The organism is Paraburkholderia sp. RL18-085-BIA-A, from assembly GCF_046027075.1.
Lineage (GTDB): Bacteria > Pseudomonadota > Gammaproteobacteria > Burkholderiales > Burkholderiaceae > Paraburkholderia.
This window is the reverse complement of the sequence record NZ_JARESU010000160.1, coordinates 1-16,771: the sequence shown is the minus strand read 5'-3', so window position 1 is coordinate 16,771 and position 16,771 is coordinate 1. Positions and strand designations below refer to the sequence as shown.

The 16,771-nt window shown below is 59.9% G+C and carries 11 protein-coding genes and 3 pseudogenes; 6 read left to right on the top strand and 8 right to left on the bottom strand.

The window, feature by feature from the left end; translation table 11 throughout:
- The 4 genes from P0D89_RS45080 to P0D89_RS45065 form a co-directional block, all read left to right on the top strand.
- The coding region (locus tag P0D89_RS45080; RefSeq protein WP_408378669.1) for an IS256 family transposase at positions 1–661 on the top strand (661 nt) is incomplete at its 5' end.
- A gap of 155 nt (positions 662–816) precedes the next feature.
- A complete protein-coding gene (locus tag P0D89_RS45075; protein ID WP_408378667.1) occupies positions 817–3,270 on the top strand; it encodes an arylsulfatase in 2,454 nt (817 codons plus the stop codon).
- A gap of 89 nt (positions 3,271–3,359) precedes the next feature.
- Positions 3,360–3,632 carry a hypothetical protein gene (locus P0D89_RS45070; RefSeq protein WP_408368580.1) on the top strand — a complete coding sequence of 91 codons (273 nt, stop codon included), beginning with the start codon at positions 3,360–3,362 and terminating at the stop codon, positions 3,630–3,632.
- Between the two features lie 102 nt (positions 3,633–3,734).
- Positions 3,735–4,424, top strand: a complete 690-nt coding sequence (locus P0D89_RS45065; protein WP_408368582.1) for a flavodoxin family protein — start codon at positions 3,735–3,737, stop codon at positions 4,422–4,424.
- Positions 4,425–4,542: 118 nt separating this feature from the next.
- Here the strand turns inward: P0D89_RS45065 and P0D89_RS45060 are convergent.
- Positions 4,543–4,838: pseudogene (locus tag P0D89_RS45060) on the bottom strand (DDE-type integrase/transposase/recombinase); the annotation flags it as partial.
- A 682-nt stretch (positions 4,839–5,520) separates the two neighbouring features.
- Here P0D89_RS45060 and P0D89_RS45055 point away from each other — a divergent pair.
- A complete protein-coding gene (locus P0D89_RS45055) occupies positions 5,521–6,510 on the top strand; it encodes a transporter (RefSeq protein WP_408378664.1) in 990 nt (329 codons plus the stop codon).
- Positions 6,511–7,092: 582 nt separating this feature from the next.
- Positions 7,093–8,492 (top strand): annotated as a pseudogene (locus tag P0D89_RS45050) (alpha,alpha-trehalose-phosphate synthase (UDP-forming)).
- Between the two features lie 667 nt (positions 8,493–9,159).
- On the opposite strand, the gene P0D89_RS45045 reads toward P0D89_RS45050, so the two are convergent.
- The 7 genes and pseudogenes from P0D89_RS45045 to P0D89_RS45015 form a co-directional block, all read right to left on the bottom strand.
- Positions 9,160–9,900 (bottom strand): hypothetical protein, encoded by a 741-nt coding sequence (locus tag P0D89_RS45045; protein ID WP_408368586.1) that lies wholly within the window; start codon positions 9,898–9,900, stop codon positions 9,160–9,162.
- 28 nt (positions 9,901–9,928) lie between these two features.
- Positions 9,929–10,213, bottom strand: a complete 285-nt coding sequence (locus P0D89_RS45040) for a hypothetical protein (protein ID WP_408368588.1) — start codon at positions 10,211–10,213, stop codon at positions 9,929–9,931.
- Between the two features lie 198 nt (positions 10,214–10,411).
- The gene (locus tag P0D89_RS45035; protein ID WP_408368590.1) at positions 10,412–10,708 is read right to left on the bottom strand and encodes a hypothetical protein; all 297 of its coding nucleotides are present in this window, start codon (positions 10,706–10,708) and stop codon (positions 10,412–10,414) included.
- Between the two features lie 1,008 nt (positions 10,709–11,716).
- Positions 11,717–12,844 (bottom strand): molecular chaperone DnaJ, encoded by a 1,128-nt coding sequence (locus P0D89_RS45030; protein WP_408368592.1) that lies wholly within the window; start codon positions 12,842–12,844, stop codon positions 11,717–11,719.
- 246 nt (positions 12,845–13,090) lie between these two features.
- A pseudogene (locus P0D89_RS45025) lies at positions 13,091–13,417 on the bottom strand (transposase domain-containing protein); the annotation flags it as partial.
- 203 nt (positions 13,418–13,620) lie between these two features.
- Positions 13,621–15,057 carry an ISNCY family transposase gene (locus P0D89_RS45020; protein ID WP_408368594.1) on the bottom strand — a complete coding sequence of 479 codons (1,437 nt, stop codon included), beginning with the start codon at positions 15,055–15,057 and terminating at the stop codon, positions 13,621–13,623.
- Between the two features lie 176 nt (positions 15,058–15,233).
- A complete protein-coding gene (locus P0D89_RS45015; protein WP_408368596.1) occupies positions 15,234–16,649 on the bottom strand; it encodes an ISNCY family transposase in 1,416 nt (471 codons plus the stop codon).
- Positions 16,650–16,771: the final 122 nt, after the last annotated feature.

Here is a 16,771-nt window from a genome sequence, read left to right as displayed (position 1 = left end):
TAAAGAGCGCGTGGCGATCGGCGATGGGTATCGCGAGACGAAGGCCTCGTGGCTTGAGCTTTTGCTCGACCTGAAAGCGCGTGGCCTGCAGGCCGGTCCGCTGCTGGCAGTCGGCGATGGCGCAATGGGCTTCTGGGCGGCCCTTGAGGAAGTGTTTCCCGACACGCGCGGCCAGCGCTGCTGGTTTCACAAAATGGGAAATGTACTCAATGCGCTGCCGAAGTCGCAACAGGGTCGCGCGAAGGCCGACATGCAGGCGATCTGGATGGCTGCAACACGCGACGAGGCCCACACCGCGTTCGATCGTTTCGTGTCGGTCTACGCGGCGAAATATCCGAAGGCGACGGAAACGTTGAAGAAGGACCGGGAGAGCCTGCTGGCCTTCTACAACTTCCCCGCCGAACATTGGCAGCACCTGCGTACCACCAATGCGATCGAATCGACGTTCGCGACGGTGCGTCACCGTACGACGCGTACGCGCAACTGCGTGTCGCGACCAACCTTCCTTGGTCTCGCATTCAAGCTGATCGAAGAAGCCGAGAAAACCTGGCGCCGTATCAACGGCCCGGAAAAGATCAAGCTGTTGCTGGAGGGTATTACCTTCAAGGACGGCGAACCGGTGCAAGACGATCGACCGGTTCAGCAGAAACTAGCCGCTTGAAATCGATGGCCATCAAATCACTCATACACCAGACTTGACGGTATCTCCTGGCTCATAGGTACTTTTCGAATCTGGCTTGCGTTTAACGTGCGCGCTACTCATGCCTCAGAGTGGCGCGCATTGATCCTGAAAGCGGCTCAGTACAGGAGAGCGGCATGATTAGAATTGCGAGTGTGCTGTCATTGGGCCTTCTACTCAGTGCAGCTCTTACGACCGGAGCAACGGCCCAGCAGATCATCGGCACTCCCGGTTCGCCCAGCGCGACGACGACCGTGGAAGGGAGCCAGCTTCCACCGCCGCCCCCAAGATTCGGCGGCGTGATAAAGGAGAACGCTACGGACTCCACGCCCTGGTGGCCACCGCGCGTCGTGCCGCCCAAGCGTGCCCCCAACGTCCTGCTGATCATGACCGACGATCAGGGCTATGGCGTTAGTGGCACCTTTGGTGGCGTCATCCCGACGCCCGCGCTGGACCGCATCGCGAAGACGGGGCTGCGCTACACCGAGTTCAATTCGACGGCACTATGCTCACCCACCCGGGCGGCGCTGATCACCGGCCGGAACCACCACTCGGTGGGCTTCGGTGTGATCACCGAGCTGTCCACAGGTTTTCCGGGTTATGACTCTGTCATCGGTCCGGATAATGCGACGATCGGCAGGATCCTCAAAGACAACGGTTACGCGACGTCGTGGTTCGGCAAGAACCACAACACGCCGGCCTACCAGTACACCGTCGCAGGCCCCTTCGATCAGTGGCCGTCTGGCATGGGTTTCGACTACTTCTACGGCTTCCTGGGCGGCGAGACCGACCAGTGGACACCTTTTCTGTTCCAGAACAACAGGCAGATCTTCCCGTGGATCGGCAAGCCCGGCTACAACCTCACCACCAACATGGCGGACGAGGCGATCCACTACATGAAGGAACTCAATGCCGCGGCGCCCGACCAGCCGTTCTTCGTCTATTACGCTCCGGGGGGAACCCACTCACCGCACCAGCCGACGAAGGAGTGGAGCGACAAGTTCAAGGGCAAGTTCGATACGGGCTGGAACGCCATGCGCGAGGAGATCTTTGCCAACCAGAAGCGGCTGGGGGTGATTCCCGCGAATGCGAAGCTGACCGACTGGCCCGATAGCCTGCCGAAGTGGGAGACGCTGTCGGCCGACGAGAAGAAACTCTTCGACAGGCAAGCCGAGGTATTCGCAGGCTACGCGGCCTATACCGACCACGAAATCGGCCGCGTCATTCAGCAGGTCGAGGACATGGGCAAACTCGACAACACGCTGATTATCTACATTGTCGGTGACAACGGCACCAGCCCCGAGGGCACACTGCATGGCACGCCCAACCAGTGGACGGCGTACAACGGCGTGCTGGATTTCCCGGTCGCCGAGCAACTCAAGTTCTACGACGCCTGGGGCTCGGCGGCGACCTACCCGCACATGGCGGTCGCGTGGGCGTGGGCGTTCGACACGCCGTTTAAGTGGACCAAGCAGATCGCGTCGCACTTTGGCGGCACGAGGCAGGGAATGGCGATCTCGTGGCCGGAGCGCATCAAGGACGCCGGTGGCATCCGCCACCAGTTCCATCACATCATCGACATCGTGCCCACGATCCTCGAAGCTGCGGGCGTCAAGGCGCCGCAGATGGTCAACGGCATCAGGCAAAAGCCGATCGAAGGCGTGAGCATGGCATACACCTTTGACAAGGCGAACGCAGCGGCGCCCTCAAAGCGCACCACCCAATACTTCGAAATGATCGCCAACCGCGGGATCTATCACGACGGCTGGTACGCCAACACGACGCCCCCCCATGGGCCCTGGATATTGAACGCGCCCTTGCCCGCGCCCGCCGACTACAAGTGGGAGTTGTATCACCTCACCGAGGATTACTCGCAGGCCAACGACCTCGCGGCGAAGATGCCTGGCAAGTTGAAAGAAATGCAGGCGCTATTCTTGCGGGAGGCGGCCAAGTACAACGTGCTTCCGCTGAACAACGATACGTTTGCGAGGGCGCTCGCGCCGCGGCCGAGTGCGACGGCCGGCAAGACGGAATTTGCCTATTCAGGTGTGAACGCCGGCATCAATTCCAGTAACGCACCGAACATCCTGGGCAGGTCATACACGATTACCGCCGTGGTCGATGTGCCTCAGGGCGGGGGCGACGGAATGCTCGTCACCATGGGTGGGCGCTTCGGCGGATACGGACTTTATCTGCTCAAAGGCAAGCCGGTGTTCAACTACAACATGCTCGTCCTCGCCCAGTACCGCTGGGAAGGACCGGACGTGCTCACGCCGGGCAAGCACACGATCGTGTTCGATTACACGTATGACGGCCCCGGCATCGCGAAGGGCGGCACCGGTGTGCTGAAAGTGGACGGCAACGTGGTCGCCACGCAGAAGCAGCCCAACTCGATCGCATTCCTGCAGGTGGCTGACGAGACCTTCGACGTTGGGGTCGACACCCGCACGTCAGTGAACGAAAAGGACTACCAGGTGCCGTTCGCATTCAACGGCAAGATCGAAAGGCTCGCCGTCAGCCTCGGCCCGATGCAGTTGACTACGGCCGACCAGAAGAAGGCGCAGGAAGCGATAGCCAAAGCGAAAGACTAGGACGGAAAGCGACGGTCGAGGAGGTGGCGCCGTCGCGTGCGGTGCCGTCCGGCATGCATCGGCGTGCCTCCCGCGGATCTCAAATCACCGTGTTTCACAAGGATCTCAACGCAAGCAAACCAATCCGTATAGAAGTGTTTATTTCATCCTCGATCGTCGCAGGCGCCGAGGCTTCTCAGGTCATGCTCCTGGACCATGCGTCCGACAACGAGATCAAGAAGTACCAGACGGCGCTCCGTGAGCAGCTGCGGGTGCAACGGAGCGAGCCGCCGTCAACGATGGACAAAAAAGCCATAGCGTTCTTGCGCAACGACCCACGGGCAAAAGTGCCCTTCATCGACAGGACCGCCCCACTCGTTTGAGCAGGATGGCCACCGGGTGCATCGGCCGTCGCTACAGGACGCAACGAAAACAGTGGTGTTGCGATAGGATTTGATAAAGCGGTTGGCGGATAGGAGCTCAACATGGTCTCAACCGGTCCCAAGGTTTTGTTCGTGTACTACACGTTCAGTCAGCAAACAGGCATGGTTGCTGAGGCGATGGCCAACGTTTTGCGTGGGCGAGGCTGCGAAATTACTCTTGCGAAGATTGATTTCACGGAGCCTCGTTATGCCCAGCGGTTTTCGAGGTTCCCCTTCCGTCGGGTCTTTCTCGACCTGTTCTCGATGCTCCCTGCACAGGCGCGCAAGGCTACTGGCAGTTTCCACATTTCTCCATCCGCGATCGCCGGCGATTATGACTTTATCTGTATCGGCTCACCAACTTGGTGGCTGACCACCTCCATGCCTGTACGCTCGTTTCTAAAATCAGAGGCTGCGGCAAAACTATTGAACGGGACTCGATTCTCTGTTTACGTGGTGTGCCGCCGATATTGGGGCTTCAATCTGAGGACGATGCAGAGACTCGGAATGGCGCAGGGAGGCTCGTTCATCACCGGCACTCACTTTGTACATGCTGGTGGTCAGATCATGTCGATGCTTTCACTGTTGAGCTTCCTGGAAACAGGCGAAGATCGACCACGTTACCTCGGGATACGAATCCCCTCGGCCAGCCTCAAACCGGATTATCGCGCGCAGGCTGAGGCGTTCGCCCGAGATATCGCGGACCGACTTGGGTGCGATCAGGAAAACACCGTCGGTGAGCACCCACGGTAGGCAGAACGCTTTACGTATTGTGACTGTTCACCAACGTTGCCCGAACTTGATAGCATGGCAATAAGGGCTCTGGTGCAAATTTCAGCGGCGAGCGAAAAGCGGCCTAGTCGCCGCTACCTCATCGAGCGGAAAGGACTGCGTTCCAGACAGCCGGCGCGGTAGTATCTTTGAGGCGCATGTTCGCGAAATCGAACTGCCTTTTCGAATGCGATGCATCAGTTTGATGCCGGCGATCGTAGTGGCTGCATTTCCGAAGCGTTAGAAGCCGAGCATTGCGTTGATCCTGGACCTGATGTTGTGATGGTTCTGCTCGATCAAGTTGTTCAATTACTTCGACGATCGCAAAGTCGTCTCCTTCGGCAGCGACTCGTCAGCCTTCATTTCGCGCACTGCGCGGTGAGACGCTGGCAGACCGCACGCCAGATGAAGCTTACTTCGCGATGCTGCCTGCGATCAAAACTGCAGCGTGACGTCCAGTAGTCTCCATCTTAAATCACATGAAGACTGTCTGAACAAACGGCGCCACCTCTCTATGCGACTCGTGAGAAGTCCGATATCGGACCAAGGTCCTATTCCCTCGCAAGAAAAGCGCGGGGCAGATTGCCAATGAGCGGACCGATAGCTGCTTTTCTTCGCGTCGCTAGACATCATGCCGAGACGGTGGAGCAGTTGAGTCCCTGCTTGCGTCAGCCGGAATCTTTCGTCGTCGCGAGCGGCCGAGACGATTTCGATGAGGTTTGCCTGCTGAAGCGCGATCGCGTTGGGATCACTTCGCGCCACCTGGTTTCGACCGTTTTCCTCGAACGCACGAATCTACGTATCCGCGAATGCAGGATGGACCGGAATTGTCTGTCGGCGTCCCGACCATAGGACCAAAGTGCAATTGTCTTAAGGGACCACCCACGTCACTATTGACGTGAACCGACAAGATGCACGTTCATGGCGGGACGCAATCGTGACGGGTTAGCCGGGCACCCCTGAGGGTGAGTCGCGATCGTTCGGCCCATTTCCTGTCAGGTCGCCATATCATTCATGATTGCGCTTGCAACGGACGCCCGCCTGTCGCTCTGCCCGCGATCGACAATGGATGACGGTCATGAAACCGCCGGGAGCGCCGATCGGATCGAATCCTATAGACCGGACTGACGATCTCCGGGGATTCAACGCGACCTCCCGCTCCGTGAGTCGCTTTCGGCACGCGCTGGCGTGCGCCGCGCTGCTCTGGTTTGCGCTGGCCCGTGGGCAGGAAATGGAGCCGCGCAGTTATTCGGCTGTTCCGGTCGGCACAAACTTCGTAGTGCTGGATTATGCTCGGTCGAGCGGTGGTTTCTCGTTCGACCCGTCGCTTCCAATTAATAACGTGCACGCGACCATCAATACATGGTCGCTCGGCTATTCGCACAGCTTCGGAATCGCGGGGCACACCGCGAGCGTCGCGATGTCAATGCCGTACGCCAATGCGAACGTGACCGGCAATGTCATGGGCGTGCCTGAGAATGCCTACCGGTCAGGGCTGGGCGACGTGCGGTTCAGGTTTGCGGTGAATCTGCTGGGCGATCCTGCGCTCACACCGGAAGAGTTCGCCCGCCGCACCCCATCCACCATCGTTGGCGCCAGTTTGACCGTTGTGGCGCCGACGGGACAGTACATGCCGTCACGTCTTATCAATGTGGGAGCGAACCGTTGGTCGGTCAAGCCAGATATTGGAATATCCCAACCATTTGGCAACTGGTTCGTCGAGGGTACGGCGGGCGTGTGGATATATACCGACAATGATGATTTTTTCGGCGGACGGCGGCGCAGCCAGGCTCCCATGCCCACATTCCAGGGGCACGCAGGCTACAACTGGAAGCCCGGGCTTTGGCTCGCCGCGGATGTGACGTATTTCACCGGCGGCCGGACGAGCGTCAATGGCATCGAGGATCAGGATCTGCAGAGTAGCCTGCGCTACGGTGTCACGCTGTCGATTCCGCTTGCTGTGCGATGGTCTGCGAAACTGGCATGGTCGCAGGGGCTGCTAACCCGCGTCGGCGGCAATTTCCAGACCTTTTCGGTGGCGCTGCAGTACCGCTGGTTCAATCATTAACCCCGCCTACGCATGACGCCGCGCGTTGATGGGCTCAGCGTTGATGAGTGGCGAATCTCGGCCAGTTGCATCTTTTCAGCCGGGAGCACCGTTAGCAAAAGCACCGTTGTGATGGCCGTTATGCCCCTGGAAGCCGGCCGTTGACGTGGCGCAGACTCCAACGGCGGTTGAGGGGTCGTCTACTGTCGACCGCATCCGGCAGTGGACCACTAAAATCGTCTCCCGGGCGATGTCGCGTTCACGTAGACGGCGTTGCAAATCAAGAGCAAGCGTCACGTCGAGTCCGGATCATTTTTCGTCGTGGCGACGCTGCATTTTCCTAGGCGAACTGTGCAGTTGAAGCGCGGGCGCGAGTGTGCGCTGACGACATAGTAAACTGGTCCCATCCGAAAGTGATCCTTGCCCGGCATAGCTGGTCGCACCGCTAGTTTGACGCTTCATTGAGAAACGAGTGGGGTTCCGCCGTTGCGGTGCTGATCCCGACAAACGCAGATCACGTTCGTCGTGCGCAGGCTGGGTGACGTGATTTCCCTATTTGCCTCGCCAGGTGTCGCGACCTGAACGCAACAGAAGAAGGACTTCATGAGTCGTCTCGTCGTCGTTTCAAATCGCACTGCCGATCTTCGCAAGCCTGCTGCGGGTGGACTCGCCGTGGCGGTACGGGAGAGCCTGCAACAGACCGGAGGTCTCTGGTTTGGCTGGAGCGGCAAGATCCGCGAAGCAGGGGACAGCGCAAAGGCCGGCCATGGTGAAGTTCAAATCCAAACGGCTGGAAACGTAACGCTTGCGACCCTTGACCTGAGCCGGGAAGATCACGACACGTATTATCTGGGTTACGCGAACGATGTCTTGTGGTCGGTGTTTCACTACCGGCTGGACCTGGCCAATTTCGACACACGATTCGCAGCGGGCTACCGCCGGGTGAACCAGTTGTTCGCGCACAAGTTGCTGCCACTCTTGAAACCGGACGATCTCATCTGGGTTCACGACTACCATCTGATCCCGCTTGCGGCCGAGTTGCGCGCAATGGGGTGTACCAACCACATCGCTTCTTCCTGCATATTCCGATGCCGCCGCCGCTGATCATGGCAGCGATCCCGGAACACGAATGGCTGATGCGCTCGCTCTTTGCATACGATCTGGTCGGCTTCCAGAGCGAAGCGGACTTGACGCACTTTTCTCATTACGTTGAATCCGAAGCCCAGGCGCAACGGTTGAGTCCAGACCGCCTTCGGGCGTTCAATCGCACACTGCGGGTCGGCGCGTATCCCATCGGTATTGACGTTGACGACTTCATTCGTCTTGCCGACTCCAAGGAAGGTCGCGACATGTTCGGCCGGATGCGCGACGAATATTCCCGGCGGCGTTTGCTGGTGGGCGTCGACCGGCTCGACTACTCGAAGGGGCTGCCGCAACGCGTCCATGCTTTCCGTGAACTGCTGACGTACTACCCGGAAAATCGCAACAGCGCGACGCTGATCCAGATCGCTTCCCCGAGTCGCGAGGACGTGGGAGCCTATGATGATCTGCGGCGCCAGATGGATAGCCTGTGTGGCGAGATCAACGGCGACGTTGGCGAACTGGACTGGATGCCGGTGCGCTACATTCACCGCAGCGTGGCCCGCAAGCGGTTGCCGGGCCTCTATCGTGCGAGTCGCGTGGCGCTCGTTACACCATTGCGGGACGGCATGAACCTGGTTGCGAAGGAGTTCATCGCCGCGCAGGATCCTGCCGACCCCGGCATGCTGGTGCTTTCGCGTTTTGCCGGCGCCGCGGAGCAATTGAAAGAAGCGCTGCTGGTCAATCCATATGATACGCAAGGCACGGCGCAGGCCATTCAGCGGGCATTGACGATGTCGCTTGATGAGCGGATCAGCCGGCACGAATCACTTCTTGACCGGATCCGCAAGTTCGATGTGCACTGGTGGAGTTCGACGTTTCTGCAAGCATTGGAAGACTGCGGGCAGGCTGCGGCATCCTGAAGGGGAAAACGGGAGGCTCTGACTGCGGAAGAAGTGTTTCGGGTTCTATCGCAGAGCGCGAGGGGTAGGATTCGATGCGGAAAATATGATTTGGCTCGCCGATGACGAAGACGCAAACACCGCGAAAGCCGTTTGGTCTCGCTATCGCTCGGGTGCTAAAGCGCCTTCACCATCCGCTCGACGTGATGTTGCTGTCCCCCCAGGGGGACTTCCTTCGAGGCGTGCGCACGGTGGTACCACGACTGGCCAGAGTGTCGCCACGGCCGACCGGGTGGATCGCCGCGATAACGCGGGGAACGGAAGGAGGTGACGGGCAGAGACCGGCCGAGGCTGTGTCAAAACGTGCGCTTCATTCGAGCGCTGTCGAAACCGGCTTGCGAGAAAGGCCTACAACGGCTTCGGCGAGTGTCGGCAATGGTAAAGCGACCCTTCAAAACCTTGCGATTTTCCGTTTTGACACAGCCTCGGCCAACTGCGGCCGTTCATCCACGCCATTGCGCAGACATTTGGACGTCGGCTCGACCGCTAACAACTGCCATTCGTTGGACCAGGCGCGAACTCGAGGCGGTCGAACTGTTCGGGTTCGATGTGACGGAGGGCGCGTGCGAAACGTTTGACGCTGTCATAACTCGCTCTAAAGCCAAACTGATCCTGATAGGGCAGGCCGCTAGAGTTTTGGTTTGACGACGCTGCAATCGCCTACATAACGGAACGAGACTAGAAAGGGCCGTACAACGGCCTTCTTGTTCTTCGCGTCGTAGACTGGCCGCATGTGGTTGGTCAATTTTTCCTCGTCCACGTGCGGGTTTACGCGATCGATAATGATGGTGTCCAATCCGTAAGCACTGTTCTTGTGCTTCTTCTCAAACTGGTCGACGCTGTTGAGGTCCGTTGCGTTGAGCCAATCCGCGATGTACTGAAAGCGCTGGGCTGTGCAGTCCGTCGAAAAGACATAATTTGTGCTGCTGGCGCGGCACAGGGTATAGCGTTCGTCCGCGAAGTTTCCTTCGCCACTCGCGACGACCTCATTACCTTCAACCGTGTACGTCCCCTTTACACGCGTGGCTTGCGGCGGGACGGCTGCGTCTTCCGGAGCGTTGATACCCCCCGTCGATTGATACCCGGAGCTGCATTGGAGGATGATTTGTGGTGGCGCCCCTGCCCCTGCGACGTTGCACGCGAGAGCAAGCATCAGGACGATGGTCCGACGCACGGCACCTTTGTTCATGTGTTTTCCCGGTATTGGTCTCGCAGCACCGCTCGGGAACAAATTCGGGAACAGCGCGGGCGCGCGCCGGCGCAGGTCGCACTCTCTCATCTCAGTCAATAGGCCCGCGGCGCTGCCCAGCCGCCGTGTCGCCTTCGTCGACGCGATTCCCCGCTTGCCCTCTCCGTCGCGCTGACCCATTCCGCATCCGCATCGCATCCTTATATTTTCAATTGCATCCCTGACTGTTGGCGCTCTTGTAACAAGTCTTTCCACTCGGGCTTTTATATACGCCCTTTCCGTTTTCCGTCTTGGCCTCTCCGCCCTTGCTTGTCTGGGTCGTCGTCACGCCGTTCTGATTCTTTTGAGCCGTCACGGCGTTACCCGTGTTCGGGTTATAGGCGCCGGCCGTCTGTCCGTTGTTGCATTCGGTCATGCCGCGCGCGTTCGTGGTGCAGTTCGCGAATGCGCTGGAAGACAGCATTACACATGCCAACACAACTAGAATTTTCATGGCCTCCTCCTGTTGTGGTCAGTACAAAATCGCGTAGTGTGCGCTATGGCGTCACGCTGCCAGTTCCGCTCGCTGCTAAGTGGTCTGCGAAGCTTGTGTGGCGGCGTGGGCTGCTATCGCGCGTCGGCGGCAATTTGCAGACGTCTCCGTCGCGCTGCAATGCCGCTGGTTCAATCTCTAGTAACACCCCGACGGCGATCAGGGAATCATGCCGCATTCAAACATCTTGTTGGCGATTGGAGCTGCTACCCTGTCGATGAACGCGGCGCGCATCTGTGGATCGTTGTGCAGCATCTGCACGGCCTGTTGCTCTCTCTCGGGCTTAGGCCGGCCCTGTTTCTCGGCTCTCTCCTGCCACAGTTGTTCGCAACTCGATTGCTGGTACTTTTGAACAACCTTGTTGGCGACCATGTCCATCATCGGGGATTGAGCGATGGCGCCACTCACCAACAGGAGCGCCAGCACCAACGCAAGCCACGGGAGACGCTTTGCCATGATTTTCCCCTCATACCGTCATCAAATGATTACCGCGCGGCCCTCCAGCGCAATGCGCCGTCGCATCTGGCGCTCGTACCTCATAGGACCGGCCGGGCTCTGCTGGCTACCGGTGGTGGGCGAATGCCTACCCCAGAGGGCGACTCGCAAATCGCCGCTGCACGCACAAAAGCCAGACTCTCACGGCGGAAAGGGTACGTCTGTACGGTAGCGGTCAAGGTCCAACACCCGGCGCTCCAGGTTGGCATTCCCGTTCCATCGGGTGATTTGTCCTGCGCCTCGGCCCGCAGCGATTGCTTCGAATGGCTATCCGGGCCGCAGTCCGCATCGAATGCAAGAGGTGGTCGGCCAACGCCTCCGTACCGAAGGGAGCCGTGCTCGCTAGCGCTTCCGGTCCGAGAGGGTCGATAGAAACTAGCCATACCCCTCACACACGAACTCATCAGCAAGCTTTCTGATTGGGTCCAAGTAGTGAAACTGATGCACGCTCCATTTCACCTGCACCTTCGCCTGGGAACGGCTTGAGCGAGCGGCCTTTGGCAGTTCGAACGAGATGTCATTTGATTTTTGCCACGTCATTCCAGATCCGGAAATAGTCAAACGGCCCCAATACGAGAGAGCGGAACGTCCGCAAAAGGCCGAGCTACGGCCGCTCGTTAGCACTAGGCTGAGGGGCCGTTGTGGGTCGGAACAGCGCCCGTCGACGTCGGTAGTGTGAAGCTGACCGGTTGCGGCACTCTCGCTGCCGCACTCGTTGCGGGCTAACATCATGACTGGCATCCGGACTCGATGCATATCCGGACAGGGTCATCCGATCGACAATGGAGCGGGGCCGTGACCATCCGCAAGCTGAGGATTCGCGCACTCGCGTTCTGCGTAGTGGGCGCCGTTACTGGGCAGCGGAGTGCACTGTGACTTCATCGCGCATTGCGAACAGGCACTGCTCCAGTAACGTAAGCGCGGATTTGAGCACGCTCGAGATTTTCGGGTCACGAACCTCGAAGTCGCTCAGAACGGCATTTCGTCAAAGTGAGGCGCTGCATGCTGACTTTTGACACTCTTCAGCCAGCTCTTGAGTGTCCTGAGGTCTTCGAACACCAGCAGGTCTTCTTCCAGGTCGCGTACGCTTTGCCGAATTCCTGCGATGTCGCCCGCGAGATTGCGTACGACGGTGTCCGGAGATATGTCAATGAATGGCGGAATTCCATAGGCGTGCCTGAATCGCGCTTCGACATGCAGGATTTCCTGATCCAGTTCGCCGAGTTGCTCCTTCAGGATCGCGTTGTAATGCTTCAGCCGGTCTTCGCTGATATTGTTGATCGCGCTCTGATCGATGTGTTCAAGTTCGAGCTGCAATTCCAGCAGCTGCAACAGATTGTTTTTGCCATAAGCCTGGTTGGCCCGTTGCATCAGCGCGGTCTTGCGCTGGCGCTCCTGAGGATCAGGTTCACGATCGGGATGAAGGGCGCTGGCAAGTTTGCGATAGACCTCGCGGATGGACTGGCTTAGCTGTGCCTGCTCCGCCTCTTGCCGCGCCTGCGCGGCGAGCTGCTTCGCCGACTTTTTCCGTTTGGAACGGCGTTCCTCTCGCGTCTGATTTTCGGCAGCTTCACGCGCGTGTTGCTCTTCCATTTTCGCGTGCGCGCGCTGCAACAGGTCTTCCGGTGAGCTCATGTCGATATCGTCGCCCAGTTCCGCACCGAGCATCGCCTCGAGCACCGACTTCATGTCTTCGAGTTCGGCCGCTGCTTCGCTGTCGTAGTCGGATTGGCTATGCCTGTTGTAAATGGCTTTCAGTTGCGCATCGTCCTGCTCTTCGATCAGATCGCCGGCCACGCCGGTGATCAGCTCCGAGATCGTGCGGCGTTCGGATTTCGTCAATCCCTTCTGGTCGCAGGCCTGCTCAAGGCGATGAACCATCTTCACCTGCAGATCCGTGCAGATCTTCTCGAGTGGGAGGAACTCGCCGGTGTATTTTTTCTGGAAGACTGGCGCGACCGCCTCCCACGCACCGAGACGGTGACGCCGCTTTTCAATCTGCCGGATGAGCGTGTTGAATGCCTTCTGGCCTTGGGACAGGCTGGCCTTGTTGTGGCCCGGGGCGATGCTAACGGACCTGCGGTTCGTCCTGGTCATGGAATGGTTTCCTCCGATTACTGCGCGAAGCGACGCAAGGCGATATTTTAACTGGGCTCCCGGGCCTGCTCCCGCTGCAGAGGAACACCTACAGTGTCGTGCTTACACGCGCCGGCATCTGCGACACGACTGGCGATGGTGACTTCATAGGGGCGAGCGCAGACGCATCGCGACGTCATTACACCGGCGATGTCCGAAGCAGGCAGCGAGGCACGCGCCGGTTCCTGAGCAGCGCGCTTTCGCAGGTCAGGTGGTGTTCGTCGAATCCTGCGGCTTCGCGTCCCGCAGAGGCTTGCGCTGGTCGAAGTTGAACGGCAGCAGGTCGCTGATGTCGGCGTCGGGCGGGCGCTGCGGCAGTTCGGTGAGCACGTGCAGCAGGTATGCGTACGGCTCGACGCCGCAAGCGCGGCAAGTCAGCATCAAGCTATAGACCATCGCGCTGGCCTTCGCACCGGCAACCGAGTCACTAAAGAGCCACGACTTTCTCCCAGTGCAGAATGGCCTTATGTCGCGCTCCATGACGTTGTTATCCAGGGGCGCGTGGCCATCATCGCTGACGTAGCGGCTGAGGTACACGTGTGTCAGGTTGCTGACTCGGTGCGCTTCTTTGCAACACTTTCAAACTGACCACATGTCGAGGCTTTTTTGAAATGTCGGGGTCTGGGCTAATTAGAGATGTCTGATCTCAGGGGTTGGTGTGGAGTCTGTCTTTCACGGGTTTCAACGCATGCGGTGTTGAAGGACTGCTTATGAATGGGCAGGGCGTGTCAGTCCGTTCAGTGTGCCCTTGCAGACCGACGGCCTGGTTTTGATGCTGCCTTTGGCTGTTTTATGTGTTGCGTGGCGAGCTGCAGGATCGTTTCGTTCAGATCGGTCTTCGTGAATGCGCGCGGCTTCTTCGTGCCGGGCGAGGCTGCCGGTTTGCGTACCGCCGCACCGCGATTCGTGCGTGACGGCGAGCCCGATACACGACGGTTATCGCGTTGGGCCTGCATCGCCTGCGCGACCTGCAGCGTATAACCGAGCCGCTTGTGCTCAACGACCGCCCCCTGGTCGATCTCCGCGAGCTTGTCGTACGGCACACAGGGCAGCGCCACGCCACCGGCACGCAGTTCGATGCGACCGTCCGGGTACTCCCAGACGTCGATGTAGTGGCCGATCAGCCGGCGCGTAGCCGGTGTGTCCTCCAGCAGCCAGATCATGAGGTCATTCAGCACCGTCAGCGATTCCGACACCTTGCGCATCACCCGCCAGGTCAGGATCGCGTCGAGATCCTCATCGTCACGCAGCGGCCGGTGCGCGTCGAACGTGCTCCGCGGCGGCTTCGCGAAGTGCGCGTTGTAGGCGGCCATGAAGGCGGGCGCCCAGGCATTTGCCGCTTCCATGGTCTGGATGCCGCGCAGCCGCAGCTCCTTCACCAGCCGGTCCTGCAGCGTCAGGTTGGCGCGTTCCACGCGCCCCTTGGCGGGGCTTGAGTTCGCGCAGAAGGTGTCGATATTGAGCTCGTACATCGCGCGGCCAAACTGCGTGACGCCCCGCGCGCCGTTGCGGCTGTACGTTGGCCGGAATACGCTGGCCCGATCGCTGTAGAACGCCACCGGCTTGCCATGGCGTTCGAGGTACGCCCGCGTCGCCTCAAAGTAGCTGAAGGTCGATTCCGTGGCCGTGAAATGCAGCGCCATCAGCCGGCTCGTGGCGTCGTCGACATACACCAGCAGCGTGCACGCGGGCGCCCGGTCCTCGAACCACCGGTGGTCGCTGCCGTCGATCTGCACCAGTTCGCCGAGGCACGCGCGCCGGGCACGCGGCTGGTGGATCTTCGGTGGCCGTTGCCGGCGCGGCACCCACAGCCCGGCATCGCGCATCCAGCGCCGCACGGTTTCCTTCGCCAGCACCAGGCCATGACATTCGGCCAGCTTCTCGCATGCGAGTGTCGGTCCGAAATCGGCGTAGCGCTCACGCACGAGTGCCATGGCCCGTGCACGCAGATCGATGGGCAACTCACGGTTGCTCGGCTTGCCACGCTTGCCCGACACCAGCCCGGCTGGACCATCGGCCTCATAACGCCGGCACAGCCGGCTGATCTGCCGCTCACAGAGGTCCAGCCGCTCGGCTGCCTGAAAGCAGCGCAAGCGGCCTTCAATGACCGCCTCGATGACCTTGACTCGTTCCAGTTCGCGCATGGTTGCCGTGATCAGGCCATGCCCATTCATGATTGCCCCCTGGGTCAACGCATCGCGACAGCGTGCGCCTCAGGGCGGAAATCGGACATTTCTAATTAGCCTAAATCGGACATTACTAAAAAGCTCCCACATCTAATGTCAAGGCCATTCTGAAATGTCCGGGTTGGGACTTTTTAGAAATGTCCGGTTCTGAGGTTCAGAAATCTCTATGTTAGAGGGCTTTCAAGCACCGAGCCAACCCGCATTCCGGCAGTTCCCAGAATCGCTTCATTCAACTGCTCCCGGGTCAGTTCGCGTTGCTTGCGGGTGCCCACCTTGCGCTCCTTCGGCCGCGGCGCTTCACCCTGGTTCGTTCTCGATGGCGAGCCTGATGCACGCCTGTCATCGCGCTGCGCCTGGATCACCTGCGCGAGCTGCAACGTGTGTCCCAGCCGCTTGTTGTCGACCACCGCGGCCTGGTCAATCTCCGAGAGCCGGTCGTAGCGGACACAGGGCAGGGCAGCGCCATTGACCCGGATCTCGATGCGTCCGTCCGGATACTCGAACACGTCCAGATAGTTGTGAATGAGGCTGCGGTTTGCCACCGTGTCTTCCAGCAGATAGATCACCCGGTCGTACTGCACCGTCAGCACCTTCGACACGCGCCGCGGCACGCGACACGTCAGGATCAGGTCAAGATCGTCATCCGCCCGCAGCGGCCGGTGCGAATCGAACGTGCTCCTGGGCACCTTGCCGAACCGGCCGTTAAAGTCGGCAATGAAGTGGGGCGCGTAAGCGTTGGCCGCCTCCTTCGTGCTGATCCCACGCAGCCGCAACTCCTTCACGAGGCGATCCTGCAACGTCAGATTGGCGCGTTCCACGCGACCCTTGGCCTGGCTGCTATTGGCGCAGAACGTATCCACATTCAGCTCGTATAGCGCGCGGCCAAACTGCGTCACGCCCTTGCCAGGCGTCACGGAATGACTGTTGCAATGAAAGACGCTGGCCTTGTCGCTGTACAGCGCAACCGGCTTGCCATGCTGCTCAAGGTACGCGCGCATCGCCTCGAAGTAGCTGAAGGTCGATTCGGTCGCCGTAAAGTGCAGTGCCATCAGCCGGCCCGTTGCATCGTCGATGAACACCAGCAGCGTACAGGCCGGCGCGCGTTCCTCGAACCACCGGTGATCGCTGCCATCGATCTGCACCAGCTCACCCAGGCACGCGCGGCGGTTTCTCGGCTGATGCAGCTTCGGTGGCCGCTGTCTGCGGGGAATCCACAGCCCGGCCTCACGCATCCAGCGCCGCACGGTTTCCTTTGCCAGCATCACGCCATGACACTCGGCGAGCTTCTCGCACGCCAGCGTCGGGCCAAAATCGGCATAGCGCTCACGCACCAGCGCCATCGCGCGCGCCCGCAGATCGACGGGCAGTTCGCGGTTGCTGGGCTGGCCACGCCGCGCCGAGACGAGCCCGGCCGGTCCGGCGGCCTCGTAGCGCCGCACCAGCCGGCTGACCTGACGCTCACACAGCTGCAGCCGTTCAGCCGCCAGTACGATCGTCAGGCGATGCTGGACGACCGCCTCGATGATCTTCACGCGCTCGAGCTCGTGCATGCTGATCGTGATGAATCCACGTCCGTTCATGGTCTGGCTCCGGGCTGGCTGTGATGCCGCAGCATGCGCCACAGCAGCCAGCCCGGAGCAGGAAACCAGACATTTCTAATGAGCCAGAACCGGACATTTCTAAAAAGCCCTGACATCTAAAA